The sequence below is a fragment of the Arthrobacter sp. P2b genome (assembly GCF_900168295.1).
In the GTDB taxonomy this organism is placed as follows: Bacteria; Actinomycetota; Actinomycetes; order Actinomycetales; family Micrococcaceae; genus Arthrobacter.
The window spans coordinates 1-20,766 of sequence record NZ_FVZL01000030.1; the positions used below are offsets into that span (position 1 = coordinate 1).

The window sequence follows — 20,766 nt, forward strand, 5'->3', positions numbered from 1 at the left end:
TGGGCAGGGGCGGGCATCCCGCTCAACGGCGTGGCCCCGGGCGTCATCGTTACCCCCATGACGGCGCCGTACCTGGCTACCGAGGAGGGCAGGGCAAGTCTCCTGGCCGGGGTGCCGATCCGCTTGCATGGTCCGGCGGAGCCGGTGGACGTAGCGAGGTTGCTGGCGTGGTTGACGGGGGAGGAGAACACCCACATTACGGGCCAGTTGGTATTCATTGACGGCGGCGCCGAAGCAGTGGTGCGGGGACCGGAAGTGTTCGGTGGAGCGACCACAACACGGGTGCAGCTCACCGGCGGCACGGCTAGCCAGGCTTAGCAGGGCGCGCCGAATTGGCTAACGCAACATAGGCATAGTGTCCAGAAAGGGCGGTGGGGTTTGTCGCTGGCGCGGCAAACCCCCACCGCCCTTTTTTGCTTCTGCCCGCTTCGAGTAATAACCGAATGGAGCTGTGAACCTCTCGCCCTACTGAAGTCTCGTGTCCAGCCCGTACTGCTCGGGTACGCCCAAGTGCTCGCGAAGGGTGGAACCCTCGTATTCGGCCGGGAACAAGCCCCGTTCCTGCAGCAGCGGAACCACTTCGTCGACGAAGGTGTCAATTCCATCTTCGTATACGTCGATTGATACCCAGAAGCCGTCGACTGCTCCCGATTCAAACCATTCCTGCATATGATCTGCCGTGACGGTTGCGTCACCTACCGGGGTGGGGTGGTAGTCGATGACTCCGTGTGCCAGTATCTCCCGGAGTGTCCAGCCTTCTCGAGCAACGTCAAGAGCACGACGCGAGCGGGGGTCGAAGGGACTGGCTTGTGCTGCCGCAAGCTGCTGTTGCGTCAGCGGTTTATCCAGCTGGCTTGGCTCGAGAGTCAGGCCAAGCATCGAACCAAGGTAGGCAACCCTGCCAGGAAAAGATTGTTCCCCAAGCGCCAGTCGGCGGTCCAGCGCTGCACGCTTGGTGGCCGCGAGGGCAGGCATGACTCCTGCGAAGTACTTGATTTCGTCGGGGTTGCGACCTGCCCGACTTGCTGCATCCCGTGCCGCTTGTCGTTGGGCTTTCGCGTCCTCAATGGTAAAAGCGGCACCGATGACTCCGCTGGCGTACCTCCCGGCGAGTCCCAATCCGTATTCCCCGCCGCCAGCCGAGAAGATGACAGGCTGACCTTGCTCGGATGGCGGGATGGGGAGCGGCCCTCGCGAGGAAACGTGTTCACCGCGAAGGTTTATTGGCTGAATCTTGGAGGTATCAGCAAAGCGTCTGGCCGCCTTGTCTCTAATCCAGGCATCCTTTTCCCAGCTGCCCCAGAGGGCCTGAGCAATTTGGATGCTTTCGTGGGCGCGTTGGTATCGCTCCGGCCGGGGGGCGATGTCCTGCCCGAAGTTGGCGGCAGCCTTTGGGTCGCTGGTGGTCACCGCATTCCAGCCGGCGCGTCCATGGCTCATGACATCGAGTGCTTTGAATTGCCGGGCAATGTTGTAGGGCTCATTAAACGTGGTGGATCCTGTAGCTACCAGTCCAATGCGCTGGGTTCCCCGCGCTATGGCGGCCAGGGCCATCATGGGGTCAAGCGTCATCTGGGGAGCTTCGTGCTCCAAGTTGCCTGTTAGCGCTGGTGTATCTGGCAGGAAAAGAAAAGCGAATTTACCGCGCTCCGCCGCCTGGGCGTAGCGCACCAGGGCGTCATAGTTTGTGTAGTTGGAGGGGTCGACGCCGGGCACGCCCCAGGCGGATACCTGCGACCCATAGCCATTGCCGAGTTGCATGCCGAGGATCATCTTGCGCTTGCTCATAAGGTCCTTCGAAGTGGATTGATTGTGAAGGGGATCAGCCGTTCAGCGGCCCAGCGACGCCCGCGGGACGAGGGTGCATCACCAGGCGGGTCACTTGGGTCCATCCGCGTAGGGCAGGCGGGCAGGAGCGAAACTGATTTGGCTCACAAAGCCATGGTGCAACGTTGACATAAGTGTCAATGTCAAATTCTGGCCGAGAGGCTCCGGTGTGGCATAGACGCCGCCGGTTTCCGCTGGCCAGCTTGGGTGGTAAGGACAGCCTGAAGGGTCGTCAAGATGGATGCTACTAAGCCGTGCGACCGTTGCTGCCGCTCGCCTCAGCACCGGCGCATGTAGACCATCCGTTCCTGCTGAGGGAGCTTAGGGCCGCCGCTGAAAAGTCATCCGCCATGGCCGCGCCGCGGACCCAGCTTGTTGCCAGCGCAGCGAGGAAGAGATCCTTCCCTCTCACCTCCCGGCGTGCGCTGCCCTCCCGTTGAGCTGCATGAAGGAACTCGTCAGTAGTGGTGATATAGCCCTGGCAGGTGATGCCTAGCGGAGAGGAGCCAGTGGCGGTCGCCGCGCGGAGGGGCTCCGGAAGACCGTCGAAGGCGCTGGCCCAATCGCTCAGGGCGCCGAGCCACAGCTCAAGCGCGCTGGCGGCATTAGTTGATTCTGCTCGTATGGCATCTCGTCGGGACTCCAGCTCGTTATCCCGAGCGGAGAGAAGAGCGGCAAGAAGTACCTCGCGGTTGGGGAAGTGCCGGTACAGTGTCCCCGCGCCGACGCCGGCCTGCTTGGCGATCGCGTCCAGGGAACCGCTTACTCCGTGCTCGGAGAAGTATCGGTCCGCGATATCAAGGATATGGTCCCTGTTGCGCTGAGCATCCGCGCGTGGGCGGCCCTTTGTCCCGGGACTGGTAGACATCGTGTTCACCTTCACATTGACAAAACGGAGAGGCTCTCCGTATGGTTTTTCCTGTAAGAGGAGACTATCTCCCTTTTTCGCTCATGTCACTGCAACCGTGCGTAGATCTCCCTGGGAGCTGTTGCATCTCGGTTGCGATCACAAGCTGCACCAGCGCCTGTGCTGGAGAGAGCACGGCGAGGACAAGACCCCCCTCGATTTTTTTGCCAACCTATCTCGGAGAACGAAGACATATGACGGACTTGAAAGCGGTAGGGATTCCCGCTGCCGCCCACCCGCGGACCCCTGCCCCCTCCCCGCGCCTCGCGCCGGGAAACGCGCTTGTAATAGGGCTGTTAATGGGCTCGACGTTCCTTGTCCTTTTGAATGAGATGCTGCTGGGTGTCGCGCTGCCGACCCTAATATCTGACTTGGGCATCACGCCCTCACTGGGACAGTGGCTTACAACGGGCTACCTCCTAACCCTGGCCGTGTTGATCCCGGCAACAGGGTTCGTGATGCAGCGTTTCCACCTGCGAACTATCTTTCTAAGTGCTCTGTCGCTCTTTATAATCGGTACTGCAATCGCGGCTGCTTCACCGGGTTTCGGCTTCCTGCTCACCGGCCGCATCATCCAGGCTGCGGGTACTGCCGTGTTCGTCCCGCTGCTCATGACAACAACGATGCGCTTGGTCTCGGAGTCCCGTCGAGGTCGGATCATGGCAATGGTTACGGCGGTGCCGGCGATTGCACCGGCCCTCGGCCCAGCTGTGTCAGGGCTGGTGTTGTCTTATCTGCCCTGGCGTTTTCTGTTCGTCCTCGTCCTGCCACTGGCGTTGGTTGCGCTCGGGCTGGGAGCCCTTAAGCTCAAAAACATCACAACCCCGGAGCGGGTTACCCTCGATCTGGTGTCTGTCGCACTGTCCGCGGTCGGATTCGGCGCTTTGGTCTACGGACTTGCATCCATCGGCGAATCTGTGGCGGGACACACTGCCATTTCACCGCTCATCCCCATTGCACTGGGTCTGGCGGGTGTCGCCGCATTTGTTTACCGTCAAGTCGTTCTGCAGCGCCGTGGTGATGCGTTTCTCGACATGCGGATCTTCCGGACAAGGTCCTTTGTCGTGCCTTTGTTGGTGATGATTTTCATTGCACTGAACGGTTTTGGCGTCCTGCTTGTCCTCCCATTGGTCCTCACTGATGCCCTTGGATTGGGAACAATGGCCATCGGACTCTTCCTGGTCCCGGGCGGGGCCGTCATTTCCTTGGTGTCAGCTGTGGGGGGGCGGGTCTATGACCGCTTTGGGCCTCGACCGCTGGCAATTCCCGGCGCCATTGTCTGGACCGCGAGCATCTGGCTGCTCAGCACCCTGGACGAAAGCAATGGAGTATGGGCCTTCCTGACCGCCTACCTCGTTATGTCAGCCGCGCAGGCAATGATGTGGGCCCCGATGACCACCTTGGCTCTGTCGTCCCTGCGTGCGGATCTTTACCCTCACGGGAGCGCCGCCTTCACCACCGCCCAGCAGCTCGCGGGTGCGGCCGGCGGAGCCGTGCTCGTCTCGGCTTACACAATCGGATCCAACTCCATGCACGCCGGGGCCCTCAGTGTCGCCCAGACGGTCTCCGCAGGGCAGGCTGCATTCACCACAGCAGGAATCATCGCGTTCGGAGCGCTGCTCGGCACCCTGGCCATTGGAAAACGCAACAAACGGAGCAGCGATTACACGGTGGCGGAGAGCGAATCGCCAGTCGCAAACGCCCACTGATGATTGAACGAGCAGTGAACGAAGTCCTGCTCGTTCAATCATCGATCATCGTGCTGTGGTTGAGTGACTCGTTGACATCGGGACTGATCGCGGAAACAATAATATTATGAATGTTCCTATCGTATCGAGAGAGTTTTCTTCTGGCGCTGGTCGCGCTGGATCTGATGTTGCGTCGTCCCTGCCTGTGGCGCCGTCCTGGGGTTCAACTCCCCTGGGAACTGTGGGGCAGGTCGGGATCGTGGTGCCTGATTTGGGGGAGGCAATCAATCTTTATGGCCGCGCTTTCGGGATCGGGGAGTGGCAGTGTTACCGGTATGACCAGGAGTTCATGCCCTGGTCCCGGGTAGGGGGGGAAGAAGGCGTGTTCGCGATGGACATTGCGATGGCCAGTTCCAACCCTCAGATTGAGTTGATTCAGCCCCTGGCCGGCCCAAGTATTTACCATGATTTCATCTCCCAGGGGCGGACGGGCCTGCATCACCTCGGCGTGTACGTCGAGGATCTTGACGCTGCCATCACCCTGATGGCGGGGTGGGGCTACCAGGTCACGCAGACCGCCCGTGGCTATGGGGTGGGCGGCGATGGCGGATTTGCCTATTTTGATACGGACAGAGATCTGGGCTTGGTGATCGAGGCAATCGAGGTTCCGGTCATCCGCCGACCCGGGACTGTACGACGGACCGAAGGAAAATAGAAGTTGGAAAACGTGACTGTTCAGCGCAAAGTGCGCATTGATAACCCTTTGAACGCAGAGAGCGTGGCTGTTGTTGGCCCCTCCCGGGACCCATGGAAGACCTCGGGCCGGACCCTTGATTACCTCTCCCGGTTGGGATTTGGCGGGCGCTTTTACGCAGTCAGCAGCGTACACAAGGAGGTGCTCGGTGTCCCAACGGCGGCGTCTCTTTCCGACCTGCCGGAGGTGCCGGACATTGCCGTGCTCGTGGGGCCGGCCGACAGGGTCATTGAGGATTTGCGCGAGTGCGTGACGCTTGGGGTGCCCTTCGCGGTCGCGTTTGCGGCCGGATTCGGCGAAACCGGCCGGGTCGACCGCGATGAGCTGCTCCGCGCGGAACTGGCTAAGGGCACCACCCGGCTGATAGGTCCTAACTGCATTGGATTTATGCATGTTGGCCGGTCGCTGACTGCGACATTTTCCTCGGTCCTGCAGCGCACCCCCATCCCGGCAGGGCATGTGGGGTTGTTCAGTCAGAGTGGCGGGCTGGGAAACGCGCTCATGCAGTCTTTGATCGCGCGCGGTACAAGTGGGTTGAGTGCTTGGGCAAGTTCCGGTAATGAGATTTCCCTGGGCTTTACTGACTGGGCTGGCTGGCTGACCGCTGAACCGGACACGCACGTGCTCGCATGCATCGTTGAAAGCTTCGGCCCGAACGACGACGTCGAGGCAGCAGCCGAGGCGGCAGGCAAACGTGGCATCCCCATCATCGTCCTTAAGCTGGGCCGGTCCGCCCGTGGGGCGATGAGCGCCCAGTCCCACACCGGGAAGCTGGCAGGCAGCGGCCGGGTCGCCCAAAGCGTCCTGCGCCACCGATTCGGGATGGTGTGCACCTCCCCGGAGGAGCTGCTCGACCTGACCGAGACCTTCGACGTCTTCCACGGACGACTCCAGGGCCCAGACCATGACTTGACCGTCGTCACCACCTCCGGCGCTCAGGTCGGGCTTTGGAATGACATGGCCGATGACCGCAACCTGGGCTTCCGGGACATCGAACCGGACACGCTTCGCTCGATCGGTGAAGCGGTCGGCAGCCATCACCTCAGCAACCCCATCGACGTCGGAGTCCAGTCAACAACCGCCGACTACCTGCGCATCGTGGAGCGGGTCATCAGCACAACGCAGGACGGATGGCTCATCGTGACTGCGACCCGGCTCGCACACGACTTTGATGAACTGGCCGCAGGCATCGCCGCGATGGCCATTCCTGAGACTGTGCGCGTTCTGGTGGTTCCCCTGTCTGAAGATGACCGGGTCACGGCGGCCCAGGCCGGGATCCTGCGCGAAGCAGGAGTGCTCTCCCTGCCCACCCCAGGGCGGGCACTGGACGCCGTCGCTGCGGCTTCCTCCTGGTCGGAAGTTCAACGCACGCGCGCTGACCGCGGCAACCTCATCGGGGCAGCTTTGAAAAACACGCCGGCGGGGCAGATTCAGAACCTGACCTGGCATGAGGTCGCCCAGTCCCTCGCCGAAGCCGGTGTCCCCGTCCCCGCAAGTCGCACCGTAAATGATGCAGACGCCGCCGTACGCGCCGCAGAAGAAATTGGCTTCCCGGTCGCAATCAAAATCGATGACGCCCAGATCCTTCATAAAGCAGATGTCGGAGGCGTGTTCATCGGGATCAACAACACCGAGGCCGCACGCGCAGCGGCGAACCAGCTCGCCGCTATCCAGACAGGCACTGCAACAATATCTGTTCAGGCCATGGCACCCGGAAAAACAGAACTCCTTGTAGGACTGCGCCGTGACCCGGAATTCGGCCCCGTCCTCGTTCTTGGCACCGGTGGGGCAATGACCGAAGCCATCGATGACATCACGATCCTCCCGCTCCCTGTCTCGAGGCCCGAGATCCGTCAGGCCATCACCAACGCCCGCATTGTCTCCGCCAACCTCCGCCAAGACACCGGCTCCAAAACCCTCGAAGCCCTCACTGACGCGGTCACGGGCATCATCAGCTGGGCGGAGCAACACGGCGACATCCACGAATTCGAATTCAACCCCATCCTCGCGGACCCTGCAACGGCCACCGTCACCACAGTCGACGCCGTCGTCTCGATCAGCACTCCATCACAAACGGCAGGATGACGCGGCCTGCGACGTTCCCGACGAAAGGACTCAGTGATGAGGACGTCGCCCATATAAAGGGCTCAATCGGTATGGCGGCCGTCGTCGTGCAATGGAACGAAGAAGCAAGCTCCGACTCCATCCGCCACTATGCTTGGGGCATTGGCGACGAAAATCCATTGTGGTTGTCCGACTCGTATGCTCGAATGACACGCTTCGGCGGCCGCGTCGCGCCCCCTACATTCCTCTACTCGATATGCGACGCTGAAGTTGCAATGGGAATTCCTGAAGGAATCCAGACCATCCAGGTCGGTGCCACACTCGAATTCCGTCGCCCAATCCGGCTTGGAGAAAGGGTATGGGCCCGCACTTTCGTAGAAGACGTTCGCGAACGCCAGGGCCGCCGCTCGGGGCGGGGGGTAGAGCAAGTCGGTCGCACTGACTACTTAGTCGGCGGCGAACTCGTTGGCACCGTTAGGAACCGGATGGTCTGTGTCGACGCCTGGTTTCGAGGCAAGCTGCACGAACCGCGTCAGCCCCACGTTTACACCGCTGACGAAAGGGAGAGGATCCGTCGGGGGATTCTCGCCGAGGAAATCCGAGGCAAAGGCACACGCTTCGCAGAGTTCGTGTCCGTCGGCGACGTTGTACCCGAGGTGGTGAAAGGGCCCCTGGACCTCCTGACAATGACTGCATACTACGCGGGAGCCATCGGTACCGCTGCATACCGAGGAGTTGAAACGCGCGTTCGACAGCAGGAACGGATCAAGACAGGTCATCCCTCCGCACCAACAAACTTGGCCGCGGAGCACTTCCTGGCTGAGCCTTTTCCTGGCCTAGGGCATCAGGATGCAACTGTCGCGCGTGCGATGGGCATGCCCGGGCCGTACGACACCGGGAATCAGCGCGTCGCGTGGATGGCGCACTGCCTGACCAATTGGATGGGGGACGACGCTGACCTCCTCTCGCTCGCGGTCAGCATCAAGCAGCCGAACATCTTCGGTGACACTCAGTGGATCGGCGGCACAGTAACGCGGCGGTTCATTGATAAGGCACATGGGGCATGCGCCGAGGTTACGTTGAGTGCTGTCAATCAACTCGGTGTTGAGACAACTACTGCAGTCGGGGTCGTGTCGCTGGCACAGATGTGCAGCAGCTGAATCAGTTAGGATAGTGGTCCGGATCTTCAACGATCATCCCTTACAGCGATCGTTTGCGCTGGTGGTTTGTTTCGTAATGCGAGTATAATTACCGCATGGCAACTACACGCACCGCTGATGACACGTCTCCCACCCAGGCCGACGCTCCCAAGGATCTGGTTCAATCGGTCGCCCGCGCCTTCACCATCATTGATGTTGTTGCAGAGTCGAGAAAACCTATGCGGGCACAGTCGATTGCCAGTGCCGTTAATTTGCACATCGCGACCACTTCGCACCTGCTCGCAACCTTGGTCCATGTCGGATATCTCGAACGGAACGAGCGCGAGTACAAACTTGCTGCCGGCAAAATCCTGGACTTGAGTTCGCGAGTGGAAGACGATTGGCGCCCGTCACCCCTTGCGATGCGTCTGTTGAGGACGGCGGTAGAAGCTACTGGCGAAAGCGCGTACTTGTCTGCCTGGCAGAACGGCAGCGTGACAGTGGTTGCGGTAGAAGAGGGAAGTCATGCCGTTAGGGTGGCGGATTTAAGGGTCGGTGTTAGTGGCTACATTCATGCGCGCGCATCAGGAAAGGCGCTTCTTGCCTTCGGACCGGAGTCACAGCTTGAGCGTATTCGCCCTGTAAGTGGCGAACTTGAAGGACGTACTGACCATACGATCACTTCATTTCCCGACCTTCTTGAGGACCTTGAGGAGACAAGGTCGCGTGGTTACTCGCTGGACCGTCAGGAGTATGCTGCCGGTGTTTGCGGCATCGCCGTGCCGCTCTTTGAGGGAGGACAGTGGCCGCGCACCGCGCTGTCAATCACCGTACCCATTCACCGTTTCGAAGATGCGAAACACTTCCAGGAGTGCGTCGATGTCCTGACGGAGGCCCGCCGCATAGACGCGGAGGGAGATCCCAGTTCTGAGAAAGAATCCTAGGCAATTTAGTTGGATTGCTCAGGCGTCAGTTAGCCTGCCCTGCCAGCCGTTGCTGCGCTCTCCAACCCACCATTACTCTTGGCCGAGCATCACGCGAGGTGATGTGGAGCTGCATGGCGCCACCCTGAGCTGAAGCGTCGGCGCTCATACGTGGAAAGTTACAGCGTTAGCGCTGACTTTTCACGTACAGCTACCCAGGGGGGCGTTTTTACTCTTCATGGGCGACTCCCGATCCTTGGAATCCAGCCTTGTTCCTTGCGACCGCACAATCCTTGACCCTCATAATGTGCGTGTGACACTATTATTGCGAAAGTAGTTCAGGCACCTTGGGGCTGCCGGAAAGACTTCACCAGTACCTCCTGCTTGTTAGTGGTGCTGCAAGCAATAGCAGTGTGCATCTTCTGGTTCATTGAAGAGAGTTTGGGATTTCATGAGTAATAACCCGCCAACGGAGCGAAGCATCCAGGGCAAGGGAGTTGTGCCCGGCTCCGGGATCACCGGTGAAAAAGCCGGGACTGGAGGCGACGGGAAGAGCGACAGCTACGCCGCAGGCGGACCGCTCGCTGCGCTGTTTGAGCCCTATAACGTCAAATCACTTCACCTTCGTAACCGGTTTGCCATGGCCCCCATGACCCGCGAGATGTCGCCGACCGGGGTCCCCACGCCGGAGAATGCAGAGCACTACCGACTTCGAGCTGAAGGGGGAGTGGGATTGCTGATCACAGAAGGCGCTTATATTGCTGGTACGGCCTCTGGTCACCGGGTCTCGGTTCCACACCTCACCCCTAGGTCTGCAGACGGGTGGCGGGAAGTGGTCCAGGATGTGCACGCTGCAGGGAGTGCCATCATTCCCCAGTTGTGGCATGTTGGAGCCCTGCGTGGCACCACTTCTCCCCTTAATCCCGGAGTTGCTCCCCAGTCCCCTTCGGGAATAGATCTGGATGGTAAACCTCTGGGTCAGCCGATGACAACTGGGGAGATCGACGCTGTTATCTCGAGTTTCGCCGAAGCCGCCGCACTCGCACAACAAATAGGCTTCGATGGCGTTGAGTTGCACGGCGCCCACGGCTATCTCCTCGATGAATTCCTATGGGAACGGACGAATAAGCGAAGCGGCGCCTATGGGCAAAGGACCAGAATGCCAGTAGAGGTTGTGAGGGCCGTGCGTTCCGCTGTCGGTGACGATTTTGCCATCGTTTTCCGCTTCTCGCAGTGGAAGGCAAACCGGTACCAAGAGCGAATTGCTACTACGCCCAGAGAACTCGAAAACGTACTAACCCCTCTCGTGGACGCAGGAGTCGATGTTTTTCATCCATCCACACGCCGGCACTGGCTCCCGGAGTTCCCAAATGATGACCCGACGCTAAGTCTTGCGGCCTGGACAAAGCGACTCACGGACAAAGCGGTCATTACTGTGGGCTCGGTTGGAGTTCATACCGAATTCCGTGGAGCGGGTGCAACGGCGGAAAAGATACCCGTCGTGATTCCCGAATCACCGGAGGAGCGCCTCAGCTACTTGGCAAACCAGTTTGCAGCGGGTGAATTTGACATTGTTGCACTTGGGCGGGCTCTCATCGCCGACCCTATGTGGGTTTCGAAGGTCCGTACAGGTCAGTTCGACAGCGTTACTCCCTTCGACAAAAACCACCACGCCCTCAGCGGCGCCTGACGCCACCATCGCTGCTGTCGTACAAGAAGTTGCAGTCGCGTGCAACTCAGGTAAATCACCAAAGTCAGGCCATTGAGCCTTACCACTTAAGCTCTTGAAAGGATTCCCTGTGAGCACTCAAGCCACCGTTCAGTCGCAGTTCGTCACCGTCGACAGTCTTACAACTCATTACCTGGAAGCGGGATCAGGAGAACCTCTTCTGCTCCTCCACGGCGGTGAGTTCGGAGGATCTGCCGAGCTCGGGTGGGAACGAAATATAGGCGAATTGGCCAAACATTTTCGGGTGATCGCACCGGATTGGCTCGGCTACGGCCAGAGCGCCAAAGTTCATGACTTCGTGCTCGGAACTCGTAAGATGCTGCTGCACCTAGGCCGATTCTGTGAGGAGCTTGGCATAACGGATGCCACGTTCGTGGGTAATTCAATTGCTGGATCACTGCTGCTCTCGGATGCAGCTTCCGATAGCCCCGTATTGCCCGCCAAAAGGATCGTCAGTGTGTGTGGCGGCGGGAAAATCAACAAGAACGAGCATGTCAACGCGCTCTTTGATTACGACGGGTCCGTCGACTCGATGCGGCAGCTTTTGGTTGCTCTATTCCATGGAGAACAGTGGAATGACGACCCGGCCTATCTTGCGCGGCGTCACGAGATCAGCCTCGAGCCGGGCGCTTGGGAGGCTGTCGCGTCCGCAAGGTTCCGACGACCAAATGCCCCTGCGCGAACGTCTTCTTCCACGCCGTCATACGAGGGCATAACGATCCCGACGCTGATCATCGAGGGCCAGTACGACAAGCTGAAGCCGGCGGGCTGGGCAGCGGAGGCAGCTGCACCGATTCCCAATGCCCGGGTTGTTGTGATCGACGATGCTGGCCACTGTCCCCAGATCGAACAGCCTGACCGGTTCCATGAGGTCCTCCTCGATTTTCTCCGCCCCTAACCGTGGCGGGGTTGTTCCAGCAGTACAACGCGAGAACACGACGACGGCGAGAAGAGTTTCGTAATCAACATCTTTCGCTTGTGATCGTATTATGATAGTTTTATTCATATCCTGATAGCTGTCTAGCGCTCACTTGTATCCGGACGCGATGAGCCTCTCATCCTCCTGTGTACACGGTGCACCGCTGAACGCAGTAGCGCCTACTCGAAGAGGAGTACCATGCCAAATCGCGGTCCAGGGGACCTGGTCGAAAACTTCCCAGTTGAGGGGGAGGCCTGCAGCCCCGTCACAGATATGATTTCCAACGGCGGTGACACGAAATGACTGTGGAAGGTGAGTTCGACGTAGTCATTGTCGGTTCCGGAGCAGGTGGGATGACGGCCGCCCTCGCAGCCCACAATCGCGGCCTCTCCTGCGTCGTCATTGAAGCGCAAAACCGATACGGCGGTGCGACGGCAGTATCGGGCGGAATCGTCTGGATTCCTGCGAATCACGTTCTGAAGCGCGAGGGTTCGTCCGATACGCCTGAACTGGCCAGCACTTATTTTGACGCCACCGTGGGTGAACGCGTGTCAAAGGCGCGTCGGGATTCCTTCCTTCAGGACGGTCCCCGGATGCTCTCCGAACTTGAACAAGCGAGCCGCTGGTTTCGCTTCCACTGGGCAAAGGGATACCCCGATTACTACCCCGAGCTCCCCGGTGGCCTCACGGAGGGCCGTTCCATCGCGCCAGAACTCCTGGACGCCCGCGAATTGGGAGGCGACCTGCCGCTGATGAACCCTCCGATCGCGACAATGGCGCTAAAGGGACTGAGCATCACTCCCGCAGACTTCCACGACCTGAACATGCTGACACGGACATGGCGGGGTAAGCGCGCTATTTTCCGTGTGCTGTACCGGACGCTGAAGGGCAAAGTGTCGACACCACGGCTGACTGCGGGGCGAGCCCTGGTAGGTCGGCTTCGCCTGGCGATGCGCGATGCCGGTATTCCGCTTTATCTGTCCACGAGGATGACGGAACTCGTGACCACCCGTGAGCAAGACGGCACGGAAAGAGTGAGCGGCGTCAAGGTGGAGCGCGGCGGCGTTGAGTCGGAGATCATCGCCCGACGTGCGGTGATTCTGGCGAGCGGCGGGTTCGGGCGTTCCCAGGAGCTCCGCGACCGGTACCATCCCGCGCCGTCTAAGGCCGAGTGGACAATGTCTCCCGAAGGCCAGGACGGTGACGGCATCCGCGCTGGCCTTCAAATCGGAGCTGACGTGGATTTGATGGAAAAGATCTGGGGCCAGCCATCCACCCTGGTTCCTGCAGACGGATCCGACGATCTGCGAGTGCAGTTCCTGCATATCGACCGCGCTTCGCCCAGCACCCTCGTCGTCAATGGAGAGGGAAAGCGGTATTACAACGAAACAGCGCCGTATACGGAGTTCGCGGACGCCATGTACGCAGAGCACGCGAAGGGAGTTGCTCCTGCCGTCCCCTCCTGGATGATTTTTGACCAGAGGGGCAAGAGGCGGTACATGCTGTTGCGGACATTCCCTATGTCGCGTTTCCCAAAGTCGTGGACGGATGGTGGTTACGTCAAGGTGGCTCAGACTGTGGAGGACCTGGCCGCCCAGATTGGAGTGCCGGCAGAACAGCTCAAACAAACGCTGCAGCGGTACAGCTCATTTGCCCGCACGGGGGTCGACGAGGACTTCGGAAAGGGTGAGAGTGTCTACGGTCACTACTACGGCGATCCGACTCTAAAGAACCCCAACCTGGCTCCTATCGATCGGCCGCCGTTCTATGCGGTTGCTGTTTATCCCGGGGACGTGGGCACGAAGGGTGGCCTTAAAATCGACGAGCGCTCACGTGTGCTCACGGCCGACAATCGACCGATACCTGGTTTGTACGCCAGCGGCAACACAACGGGGTCGGTCATGGGCGACACCTATCCCGGTGCAGGTTCGTCGATCGGCGCGGCCATGGTCAATTCCTATAGCGCGGTGCTTGACATCGTGGAGGGCAACCAACGGGCTTCAGACGCAGACACGACTGCCGCACGCGCCTGAGAATACCGATGACATTCAACGCGCAGGTGCGCGGATACCAAGGAGAAGCTATGCAACAATCTGAATCGGAAGCGCTGCAATACCTGCTCGATCGTCAAGAGATCCTGGATTGCGTCTACAGGTACGCGCGGGGCATGGATCGTTGGGATCGTGAACTGGCGAAGTCCGCATACCACGAGGACGCGATTGACGACCACGGTCAGTTCGTCGGAGGCGTCGAGGAATTCCTGGATTGGGCGTTCGCGGTACACGCAGAAGCCCACGCAAGCCACCAGCATGCGATCCTGAATCACACATGTGAGATCGATGGCACGACCGCTCACGTGGAGAGCTATTACCATTTCGTCTCTCTCAACAAACAGGGACCTCCATGGTCAATGGTTGCCGGACGGTATATCGACCGCTTCGAGAAGCGGGACGGCCGGTGGGCGATTGCGGCGCGTGTCGTAGTCCGGGACTGGATGGCGACCGACGAACGTCTCGGGCGGGAGAACCTCACCGGACTCGTGGTTGGCAAAGACTTCGACCCGACCGAGAGTTCCTTTACCTCATCGGCAAGGCCCCCGATGAGGGATCGACATGATCCCTCCTATGATCGGCCCCTTCGCATCAATGACGCCCGCCTGCTCCAGTCGCAGGTCTCCGACTGAGCGCGCTTCGCCGAGCAACGCCACCACAATCAAGCGCCGCCCGCACGTGCGGCAGAGGGAAGAAGCTTTTATGAGAGCAGCAGTAGTAAGCGAATTTGGGGGACCCGAGTGCATCGGAATCGAGAACCTTCCCAAACCCGTCCCCGGGGAGGGTGAAGTACGAGTCCGAGTCCACTACGCGCCAGTCAACCCAACAGACCTCATGCTGCGGTCCGGTCTTCAGGCAGCGGCATTCCAGGTAGTGCCGCAACCGTGGATCCCTGGCCTGGAGTTTGCCGGAGTTATTGACGAAATCGACAGTCCACAGGAGGGACTGGATGTTGGCGACGCCGTAATGGGTATCGTGAGCCCCCGCAGGGCTCAGGGCGGTTCCCAGGCAGAGTATGTGATCGTTCCGCGTGATGCCATCGCTGCCGCGCCGCAGGAGTTGGGCCTTGAGGCTGCGAGCATGATCCCGATGAACGGATTGACCGCAGCGATGATTATCGATCAGCTTGAGCCTGCGCCGTCAAAGACGGTCCTCGTGACGGGCGGCGCGGGAGTGTTAGGCGGATATGTGATTCAACTGGCACGGCGAGCGGGGATGTCTGTGATAGGTCACGGCCGACCTGCCGACCTGGCCCTGCTCAAGGAGCTGGGCGCGACGTCCGTCGTCTCCGGAGACGAAGATCTCGCCGAATCGGTCAAGAAGCTGGCGCCCGGGGGAATTGACGGGCTCGTCGATGCGGCCCTACTTGGGGAGCAGACGGAAGACCTGTTGCGTGATGGGGGGATCTCGGTGCAAGTTCTACCAAGGAAGCTGCCAGAGAACCCACGGATACTTCGGCGGTCTGTTAACGTGCTGAATGCGTACGAATCTCCTGGAAGTCTGACTGCCAAGGTAAGGGAACGCGGACTTGATGTCCTTACCCCAAGGGTGGCGAGCATCGTGCCGCTGGCTGAGGTTAGCCTTGCCCACCAACTCGTCGAGCAAGGCGGCCTGCGCGGACGCATCATCCTGGACCTGACTGGTTCAGAGAATCTGGCGCATTAGTTCGTTTTTCTCCGCAACGATCTACCCCTCCTCCCTGTCTTTCCCATGCCTTGCTTGCGGCGAAACCTGCGGCAGCACGCAGGGAGGCGGGGGCTTGATGCCGGGTGCAAAGCGGCCTACTATTTCCTATAACGAAAGTTGCCACCACATCGCGAATGTGAGTCAAGGAAGACGGTGCAGCAATGGATGCGATGACTTCTTGCCGGTCCATGAACTACTTAACAGACTGTTCGGGCGACGTGACGCATGATCTGTATTTTCCCTGCGCCCTGCGGCTCGCATCATGAGCGATGTCAATGCATCGGCGGGAGGCCCGCCCAGTAGTGAGCCGCCGTCACGAGATCCCTTGTGGGTGCGAATCATTGGGAAGGCCACGAGCGCGGCGGCAACAGTGGGCGGGTTCATCATCATGATTATGGCTCTCACCATCGCTGTTGACGTTGTACTGCGGTTTGGCCTTAATCGTGGGCTTCCGGGCACGCTTGAGCTAACTGAGACCGTATGGATGCCGATAGTGGCGCTGATCGGCTTAGGCTACGCACATTTCCGCAATGAACAGATCCGCGTCAGTCTGGCAATCGAGGGGGCTTCACGGGGCACACAGCGTGTGACGCTTGTGATAGCAGATCTGACAGCTGGCCTAATCGGGGCGTGGATGATCGTGATCACCTTCGGGGACTTCATGCACTCAGTGCAGGTATCTGAACACTCCGTGGCGCAGCCGTGGGTTCTTGCCTGGCCCGGACGGCTGATGATCGTAGTCGCTCTGATCGGCTACGTTGCCGCAACAGCTGCCCGAACTTTTCAGGTAATCACAGGGAGCGCGGAGACGCTCATCGAGAATGAACTGGAGCTAGACCGTGGTTGATCGCGTCATCCGCGCGGTTGCCGCGGTACCAACCAAAACTTCAAAGCGCCCTGGCATCCCTCAGCAGACTTACAGCGTCCTTGTAATCGGGCTGTGGGCTGCGACGGTCGTTCTCTCAGCGGTCATGATTTTCGGGGACCTCGATCGCTTCACGATCGGCATACTGACAATCCTCCTTCTACTGGCGCTAATGGCTGCGGCCCTCCCTATCGGCTTCGCGATGATTATCGCGGGTGGCGTCGCTCTCTACTCGCTGCGGGGAATCAGAGTAGTGGAGTCATCCCTGGCCACGATGACCTACACCGGCGTCGCGTCCTGGTCCTTGTCCGTGCTTCCGATGTTCATAGTCATGGGGGTCGCGCTGTGGAGGAGCGGACTAGCATCGAACGCATACACAGCCGCCCAGTACTGGTTCGGTAGGATGCCGGCTGGTCTCGCCGTCGGCACCACATTCGCCGGTGCGGGTCTGGCGTCCGCCAGCGGCAGCACGATAGGCATCTCGCTGGCGCTGGGAAAGATGGCTATTCCGGAGATGATGCGGCTCGGCTATAACACGCGCCTTGCAACAGGGGCGGTAGCCATGTCCGGCTCCCTCGGCCAAGTCATTCCGCCGAGCATTCTTCTCGTGCTGTATGCAGGCGTCGCGCAAACCCCAGTCGGTCCGCAGTTGCTGGCGGGGATCGTCCCTGGGCTCCTCCTCGCGGCGGGGTTTGCGCTGGTCGCGACAGTATGGGGCCTCGTGAAGCCTTCCCACGCTCCGCGCCGCGTCGAGAAGGTGCCGCTGAGCCAGAAGCTGCGGTCACTCATCGGCGTTATCCCAATCGCGGTCATTGTTCTGGTCATCATCGGCGGTATGCTGGCCGGCATTTTTACACCCACAGAAGCGGCCGCCATCGGGGCCCTCATCGCCATCGTGTTGGGTTGGCTCAACCTGGGCCGTGGCAACCGTGGCTTCAAAGCGACGCTCGCGTTCATCAATTCAACGACAAAAGAATCCGTCGTTTCGGTAGCGAGCCTATTTGTACTCCTCATCGGCGCGCTCATGATCGGTCGCGCAATCACGGTCAGTGGTGTTGCGCAAGGACTTGCAAAAACACTGGTGGGCCTGGATCTCGGCCGCGTCGAATTGCTCCTGCTTCTCATACTTGTCTACATCGTGCTTGGAATGTTCCTAGAGTCACTTCCGATGATCCTGCTGACTGTTCCCTTGCTGCAGGTACCCCTGGAAGCCGTTGGTGTGGACATGATCTGGTTCGGAGTGTTCCTGATCATCATGTGCGAGATCGGAATGGTCTTTCCGCCGGTCGGACTACTTACATTTATCGTGCACCGCATTGCGCAAGACCCCCGGGTGAATCTAGGCCGCAAGGTGACTCTGTCAGACGTTTTTATCGGCATCATGCCGTTTGTTGCCATAGCGCTCGTCATCACGATTGTTCTGATCCTCTGGCCGGAAATTGTCCTCTGGCTGCCAGAAGCGCTTGTGGCTCGATGAGTGGGGGAAGAGTGATGCAGGTTGACGAAGCCGTTGGTCCTCGGCAGCCCGGTAGTCAGGCGCCGGGCCTAAACGAAGCCCAGTAAAGACAATGCCAGGAGGAATATCAATGACATCAATTCAGTCGTCTGCCCGGATGGTGGGTGTTGCTGCGATCGCAGTCAGCACGTCTCTCTTCCTCGGCGCATGTACCGGCGGCAGTGGAGCCGCCGAGCGCAATGAATCAGGGACAAGCACTACTTGGCTTGAAGACCTCGAACCCATCGAGCTCACGGTGTCACATAACCCACCAGAAAAAACGCCCAGTGCCCAGGCTGCGCTGGCGTTCCAACGAGCCGTTACAGAGCGCACGGACGGCAAAGTAACGTTCGAGAACTTCTTCGCATCGTCCCTACTCACGGCAGGTGCCGATGGCATCGATGGTATCGGCACCGGGACCGCCGACATGGGGGACATCGTCCCCTTCTACTCGCCGGCAGAGTTGCCGGTGTCAACCTGGGCCAGCAACCTTGGTGCCGTGCGGTACGACACTCTTGCGGAGTCGCAGGTGGTCGGATCTGCTGCCAGCTTTTTCGACTACATGGAGAGCGAACCCATCGCTGAAGAGTTTGCCTCGCACAATTTGAAGGTCCTTGCCACCAACGCGACCACGCCATACGAGCTCATATGCACTAAGCCGATCGATTCGCTGGACGACGCGAAGGGAACCAGGGTTCGCGCCGCCGGGCCAATCTGGACAGTCGGCCTAGAGGCGCTCGGAATGATCCCGACGACAGTCGCCTTCGGCGAAGTGTATGAAGCACTCCAGCGCGGCGTCATTGACTGCACGTTGATACCAGCTTTTGGCTTCATTGACTACAACTATCTCGATGTTGCCAAGCATCACATTCCAGCAAATTTCCCGCACACCCAGGCCATGGCCTGGGCGATCAACCTCGATGTCTGGAACTCCTTCCCGGTTGAGCTTCAGCGCATCATCCAGGAAGAGGCAGTGCATATGCCATACGACGTTTCGGTAGGGCACCTCGAAAAAACCGCAGAATTCGGCGAAGCTTCCGAGAAATCTGGCATCGTTCATCACGACCCGGCAGAACTGAACAAAGTGCTGGACAAGCGATATTCGGATGTCCTTAAAGATATGGTCTCAACCGCGCCGGCCCAGATCGACGACCCGCAGTCGTACATCGACACCTACGTTGCCCGCGTCGATGACTGGCGAACCAGGACCAAGGAGTTGGGGAACCTGCCGGAGCAGGGGCAAACCATACAGGACTACTATCTGTCTCTTAAGGACCCTGACCTCGACTGGTACCTCAACGAACTGCGTGAGTCGGTACGGTCGAAAATTCCGTAGGTCCGACGCCAGCGGTTTGAGTGACTGTCGCGGCGAGCTATGGCGTGACAGCGATGAGAAGTAGACATTTTTTCTGCCTGCCATCCGACTGAGATGGCGTCACGACGGGAGATCGCCGTGCTCAAGCGGTACTACCTGATACCGGTTCGAACAACAGATCCTGAGCGGATCCAAGCAGCAGTCACTGCCCTAGGTGCTGCTCAATCCGCCATCCCGGGATTGCTTCGATCACCTGCAGGTATGGCTGACGACGGAAAGACCCTGGTATGGGAAAACACGTTTAATGAGGAAGACACCTATCGCGGACTGTACATGACCCATCGGTACCACTCCGATCAACTTGACAACTTGATCTATAAGGAGAGCCCGGAACGCATCGCAGGCTTGGATTCCTCCGTCGTCGGGCTTTCAATTCCCGGCTCCTTCGTTGAGTTGCGAGAAGGGATCCGGCGGCTCATTCTCTTAAACATTGAAGGTGAGGAAGCGGCCCATCGCGTTCATGCCATCACCGGCACCCGCCCCGATGACATGCTGACTTCAGTTTTTGCCCTCGAATCAGTCGCCCAACATTCCGTCGCCCGCACACCCCAGTGGAAAACCTGGACCCATGTATGGGAGCAAGGGTTCAGCTCTGAAAGTGCGGTTACGCGCTATCTATCCGGCAACACCCCTGCCGCACGCGCTGAGACTGATCAATGGCGCGACCCCGCTTTGGGAGTTCTCCACCACGAAACCTATCAGTTCACGGTTATGGAACAGTCCAGACCGCCCTTCGCGTCAGAAATGGACCTGGTCAGTAGCCGTCCAAGAGTCGTGATTCAGCACGAGGTTGCGGCCGAAAACGTCGCACGTCTTGTGACCCTTCTAAACCAGTATTACGATCCAGCCGCGAGGGCAGGCGGGATGCGCCTGCTGTCCCGTTGGCGCACCTCCGGGGCGTTCGCCGAGACGGTTACGGTGCAGTCAACGTGGGACCTGTCTGAGGAATGCAAATGGGACTCCGTTCGTGCTTCCTTGTTGCACGACGAGAGGTGGAGATACTTTGTGACGAAGGTAGATGAAGTCGCTCCAACAGGCCGGCGCTTCTTTTCCTTCGACATGACCGGTGAGTCCGACTCGTTATCGTAGGCAAAAGCTGAGTGGTACGCAGCGGAATCTAGATTTGCTACTCCCTTCAGGATTGAAGGCCACATGGAGCCCTCGCGGATGTCGCGATGTTTCGTTGACAGCGGGTTTGAGCCGTGCTCTCATTGAAATAGCGAAAGTAACGTTCATAACATGATAGTTGTGGGTTGGGTGGGCTCGTAAGCGATGAGGCTTTTGCGCTTGGTCCCTGAGTGCGAGTGTCTAGGCCGCGGCTGTGGGGCTCCACAGCGTTTTCGG

At 59.5% G+C, this 20,766-nt stretch carries 17 protein-coding genes; 15 read left to right on the forward strand and 2 right to left on the reverse strand.

Annotated elements, in window-relative coordinates; genetic code table 11:
- A partial coding sequence (locus tag B5520_RS21825) for an SDR family oxidoreductase (RefSeq protein WP_139386296.1) occupies positions 1-318 on the forward strand: 318 nt, incomplete at its 5' end.
- Between the two features lie 147 nt (positions 319-465).
- Here B5520_RS21825 and B5520_RS21830 read toward each other — a convergent pair.
- Positions 466-1,788: an NtaA/DmoA family FMN-dependent monooxygenase gene (locus tag B5520_RS21830; RefSeq protein WP_079599160.1), complete on the reverse strand. Its 1,323-nt coding sequence runs from the start codon at positions 1,786-1,788 to the stop codon at positions 466-468.
- Positions 1,789-2,074: 286 nt separating this feature from the next.
- Positions 2,075-2,695 carry a TetR/AcrR family transcriptional regulator gene (locus B5520_RS21835; RefSeq protein ID WP_079599176.1) on the reverse strand — a complete coding sequence of 207 codons (621 nt, stop codon included), beginning with the start codon at positions 2,693-2,695 and terminating at the stop codon, positions 2,075-2,077.
- A 338-nt stretch (positions 2,696-3,033) separates the two neighbouring features.
- Between B5520_RS21835 and B5520_RS21840 the strand changes: the two genes are divergently transcribed.
- The 14 genes from B5520_RS21840 to B5520_RS21905 all read left to right on the forward strand — a co-directional run bounded on the left by B5520_RS21840 (position 3,034) and on the right by B5520_RS21905 (position 20,511).
- Complete coding sequence (locus B5520_RS21840) at positions 3,034-4,443, forward strand: MFS transporter (RefSeq protein WP_176156952.1); 1,410 nt, start codon at positions 3,034-3,036, stop codon at positions 4,441-4,443.
- 106 nt (positions 4,444-4,549) lie between these two features.
- The gene (locus tag B5520_RS21845; protein WP_079599162.1) at positions 4,550-5,137 is read left to right on the forward strand and encodes a VOC family protein; all 588 of its coding nucleotides are present in this window, start codon (positions 4,550-4,552) and stop codon (positions 5,135-5,137) included.
- Positions 5,138-5,185: 48 nt separating this feature from the next.
- On the forward strand, positions 5,186-7,261 hold the full coding sequence (locus B5520_RS21850; RefSeq protein ID WP_176156953.1) for an acetate--CoA ligase family protein: 2,076 nt from the start codon (positions 5,186-5,188) through the stop codon (positions 7,259-7,261).
- Between the two features lie 71 nt (positions 7,262-7,332).
- Positions 7,333-8,400: an FAS1-like dehydratase domain-containing protein gene (locus tag B5520_RS21855; RefSeq protein WP_176156954.1), complete on the forward strand. Its 1,068-nt coding sequence runs from the start codon at positions 7,333-7,335 to the stop codon at positions 8,398-8,400.
- 95 nt (positions 8,401-8,495) lie between these two features.
- Complete coding sequence (locus B5520_RS21860) at positions 8,496-9,323, forward strand: IclR family transcriptional regulator (RefSeq protein WP_079599165.1); 828 nt, start codon at positions 8,496-8,498, stop codon at positions 9,321-9,323.
- 430 nt (positions 9,324-9,753) lie between these two features.
- Entirely contained in the window at positions 9,754-10,992 is a 1,239-nt protein-coding gene (locus B5520_RS21865; RefSeq protein ID WP_079599166.1) for an oxidoreductase, read from the forward strand.
- 109 nt (positions 10,993-11,101) lie between these two features.
- On the forward strand, positions 11,102-11,929 hold the full coding sequence (locus B5520_RS21870; RefSeq protein WP_079599167.1) for an alpha/beta fold hydrolase: 828 nt from the start codon (positions 11,102-11,104) through the stop codon (positions 11,927-11,929).
- Positions 11,930-12,249: 320 nt separating this feature from the next.
- Complete coding sequence (locus tag B5520_RS21875) at positions 12,250-13,983, forward strand: FAD-dependent oxidoreductase (RefSeq protein WP_079599168.1); 1,734 nt, start codon at positions 12,250-12,252, stop codon at positions 13,981-13,983.
- Positions 13,984-14,033: 50 nt separating this feature from the next.
- Positions 14,034-14,633, forward strand: a complete 600-nt coding sequence (locus tag B5520_RS21880) for a nuclear transport factor 2 family protein (protein ID WP_079599169.1) — start codon at positions 14,034-14,036, stop codon at positions 14,631-14,633.
- 70 nt (positions 14,634-14,703) lie between these two features.
- A complete protein-coding gene (locus B5520_RS21885) occupies positions 14,704-15,666 on the forward strand; it encodes an NADP-dependent oxidoreductase (protein ID WP_176156955.1) in 963 nt (320 codons plus the stop codon).
- A 283-nt stretch (positions 15,667-15,949) separates the two neighbouring features.
- Entirely contained in the window at positions 15,950-16,534 is a 585-nt protein-coding gene (locus B5520_RS21890) for a TRAP transporter small permease (protein ID WP_079599171.1), read from the forward strand.
- Positions 16,527-18,029 (forward strand): TRAP transporter large permease, encoded by a 1,503-nt coding sequence (locus B5520_RS21895; protein ID WP_079599172.1) that lies wholly within the window; start codon positions 16,527-16,529, stop codon positions 18,027-18,029. The genes B5520_RS21890 and B5520_RS21895 overlap by 8 nt, the downstream gene beginning before the upstream one ends.
- A gap of 109 nt (positions 18,030-18,138) precedes the next feature.
- The gene (locus tag B5520_RS21900; protein ID WP_176156956.1) at positions 18,139-19,383 is read left to right on the forward strand and encodes a C4-dicarboxylate TRAP transporter substrate-binding protein; all 1,245 of its coding nucleotides are present in this window, start codon (positions 18,139-18,141) and stop codon (positions 19,381-19,383) included.
- 240 nt (positions 19,384-19,623) lie between these two features.
- Positions 19,624-20,511, forward strand: a complete 888-nt coding sequence (locus B5520_RS21905) for a hypothetical protein (RefSeq protein WP_079599174.1) — start codon at positions 19,624-19,626, stop codon at positions 20,509-20,511.
- The last annotated feature ends 255 nt before the right edge of the window (positions 20,512-20,766 follow it).